At 44.0% G+C, this 2,698-nt stretch carries 6 protein-coding genes; all 6 read left to right on the top strand.

Annotated elements, in window-relative coordinates:
• Positions 1 to 49 precede the first annotated feature (49 nt).
• The gene (locus tag PG840_RS16540) at positions 50 to 934 is read left to right on the top strand and encodes an Ig-like domain-containing protein (RefSeq protein WP_270613905.1); all 885 of its coding nucleotides are present in this window, start codon (positions 50 to 52) and stop codon (positions 932 to 934) included.
• Between the two features lie 11 nt (positions 935 to 945).
• Positions 946 to 1,329, top strand: a complete 384-nt coding sequence (locus tag PG840_RS16535; RefSeq protein WP_270613904.1) for a PF13754 domain-containing protein — start codon at positions 946 to 948, stop codon at positions 1,327 to 1,329.
• Positions 1,316 to 1,582, top strand: a complete 267-nt coding sequence (locus PG840_RS16530) for a hypothetical protein (protein ID WP_270613903.1) — start codon at positions 1,316 to 1,318, stop codon at positions 1,580 to 1,582. Before PG840_RS16535 ends, PG840_RS16530 begins: the two co-directional genes overlap by 14 nt.
• Complete coding sequence (locus PG840_RS16525) at positions 1,582 to 1,743, top strand: hypothetical protein (protein ID WP_172679836.1); 162 nt, start codon at positions 1,582 to 1,584, stop codon at positions 1,741 to 1,743. The genes PG840_RS16530 and PG840_RS16525 overlap by 1 nt, the downstream gene beginning before the upstream one ends.
• A gap of 16 nt (positions 1,744 to 1,759) precedes the next feature.
• A complete protein-coding gene (locus PG840_RS16520; protein WP_270613902.1) occupies positions 1,760 to 2,233 on the top strand; it encodes a phage holin family protein in 474 nt (157 codons plus the stop codon).
• Positions 2,234 to 2,261: 28 nt separating this feature from the next.
• Positions 2,262 to 2,698: GH25 family lysozyme (locus PG840_RS16515; protein ID WP_270613901.1), on the top strand; the 437-nt coding region annotated here is incomplete at its 3' end.

Genomic DNA, 2,698 nt, shown 5'->3' with positions numbered 1-2,698 from the left:
GGAGCAGAAGATCTGGTAACAGAAGACAAGCAGTAGAGGTGAAGCGTAGATGGCAGTAAAAACAGCTCAATATATATTTAATGGTCAGGCATACAATCTGACCTATAATTCGACCTCCGGGAAATGGGAAGCTACGGTTACAGCTCCAAGTAAGTCGAGCTACAATCAGCCGGATCATGTTCTTGGCGGAACAGTAAAGGCTACAGATGAGGCCGGCAATACTACCACGGTAGATCAGAGTCATGCTACTCTCGGCGCATCACTTAAACTCCGTGTAAAAGAAAAGACAGCACCGACTATCACGATCACGTCTCCGTCTGCAGGAGCTTATATCACAAATACAACTCCGACTATCGAATTCCAGGTAAAAGATACAGACTCCGGAGTAAATGCAGGAACAATCGCAGTCACAGTTGATGGTACAGTCGTATCGACGGTAACAAAGACTGCTATTGACGGTGGATATAAGTGCACATGCACATCACCGACGTTAAAAGATGGATCGCATACGATTTCGGTCAATGCATCCGACAATGATGGTAATGCAGCTGCAGCTAAGACAGCAACATTTACAGTTGATACAGTGCCTCCGACACTGCAGATCACGGCTCCATCAAATGGCCTTATAACCAACAAGAAGACGGTAACGGTAAGTGGTAAAACAGATGACGTATCATCTAAGCCAGTTACAGTAACGGTAAATGGAGCAACTGTAACGGTCGGAACAGACGGAACATTTACTAAGGACGTGACTCTTGTTGAGGGTGCAAACACCATCACAATCGTAGCTAAAGACAAAGCCGGAAAGACTACTACAGTCACACGTAAGGTTACTGTCGATACGTCAGCTCCGGTGATTAAGTCAGTGACTCTTACTCCGAATCCAGTAGACTGCGGAAAGACATTCATTATTGCAGTCGAGATTACCGACTAGGCGGTACGCCTATGGTAGTAAAGGTAAGCGGTAAGATAGATGGAAAAGAAGTAATATTCGAAAGAGCTGAAGGGGACCGGTGGAATGCCACGGTCCCTTATGATTTAGATGGAATGTATGTGGTGGAGCTGACGGCAGAAAATGATGCAGGCAATATTGCATACTGCACGAAGATGCTGTTGATCGTTGATCCGGCTACTCTATGCGTAAGACTTGTTCCGCTTGATTATATGGTGGAAGTTGTTCCGGAAGACTGTAAGGTTACAGTTATTCCGGAAGACTATGCTGTAGAGGTAGTTCCAGATCAGTATCAAGTTATCGCAGATCCAGATCCGCTCTTTGTGGAGGTAATTTATCCGATACACGGAAGGGGGTGTTGTTGTGAACAAAATTAGATTTATCCTGGGCGAAGACAAGCACATTAAGCTATTGGTGCGAAGTCCTAACGATGAGCCATTTACGATTCTGACAGCATCTTATGAGCTGGCACGTTACACAGACATCGTGGTGCAAGGAGAGTGTGATATCAATGAGCATTATCTTGACTGCAAGATTGCTCCGAAAGAAAAAGGAACACATATATTGGAAGTGACTTATACGGTTGCGGATTCGATCAGGAAAGCAAGGATAGAAGTTGAGGTGGTTTAATGCTTAAAATTACAGATGTGAAATTAAGCAAAAATACGGTTGCGACCGGGGAAAAATTTACGATTTCTGTACAGATCCAGGAAACGGTTGATTATCCGTATGACTATCCATACGATTATCCGATATCTTATACCGGAGCAGCAAAGCCGGTAAATTCATAAAGAAAGAATGAGGAATATGAAAGTGGAACAGGCAAACTATATCAAAGCAATTTTTACAGCAGTATTTGCTTTCCTGTCAGCGCTTCTTGGAGTGCTTGCAGTGCCGGTGATCCTGCTGGTGGTATGTAATCTGATTGATTATGCTACCGGACTTATGGCAAGCAAATACAGAGCACAGGATATCAATTCCTATAAAAGTATCAGAGGAATTTTCAAAAAGGTATCTATGTGGCTGCTGGTAGTTGTGGGAGCGATTATTGATGAAATGCTTCTATATGCATCAACTTCAATTGGTTGGAAGTCACCAGTCACATTTCTGGTGGCATGTGTCGTGGCAATGTGGCTGATCTGCAATGAGATTATCAGTATTTTAGAAAATATTCAGGACATGGGAGTGAATATCCCGGCATTTATGCAGCCGCTTGTGAAACACATCCGATCGCAGGTGGAAGATCAGGTGAAAGTAGATAATGATTCAAGGGGCGAATAGTCGCCCTCTTTTTGAAAGGAGAAACATTATGGCAATGAATGGAATTGATATTGCAAGTTATCAGGCAGGAATTGACCTCAGTGTGGTCCCGTGCGATTTTGTGATCGTAAAGGCAACAGAGGGAACAGGCTACGTGAACCCAGATTTCACAAGAGCTTACGCACAGGCTAAGAACGCCGGAAAGTGTCTCGGTATCTACCATTATGCGAATGGTGGAGATTACCAGAAAGAAGCAGATTACTTCCTTGATAGAATCGGAAAACGTGTAGGCGAAGCAATTCTCTGCCTTGACTGGGAGGGGAAGAGCAACCCGGCATTCGGTAGCTCAGATTTTGCATGGTGCAAGAGCTGGCTTGACTATGTATACCAGAAAACAGGCGTAAGACCTCTTTTGTATTGTTCGCAGTCTGTAGCCTATAAATTCAACAATATCGGAAACTATGGACTCTGGATTGCACAGTACGC

Origin of the sequence: Coprococcus sp. AM97-35, from assembly GCF_027697525.1 — a bacterium.
Taxonomy (GTDB): domain Bacteria; phylum Bacillota; class Clostridia; order Lachnospirales; family Lachnospiraceae; genus Allocoprococcus; species Allocoprococcus comes.
This window is presented reverse-complemented; position numbering and strand designations above follow the sequence as displayed.

Bases quoted from the DNA above. Each gene is read 5' to 3' on its own strand.
- PG840_RS16540 (WP_270613905.1), top strand. From the start codon at position 50: ATGGCAGTAAAAACAGCTCAATATATATTTAATGGTCAGGCATACAAT.
- PG840_RS16535 (WP_270613904.1), top strand. From the start codon at position 946: ATGGTAGTAAAGGTAAGCGGTAAGATAGATGGAAAAGAAGTAATATTC.
- PG840_RS16525 (WP_172679836.1), top strand. From the start codon at position 1,582: ATGCTTAAAATTACAGATGTGAAATTAAGCAAAAATACGGTTGCGACC.
- PG840_RS16520 (WP_270613902.1), top strand. From the start codon at position 1,760: ATGAAAGTGGAACAGGCAAACTATATCAAAGCAATTTTTACAGCAGTA.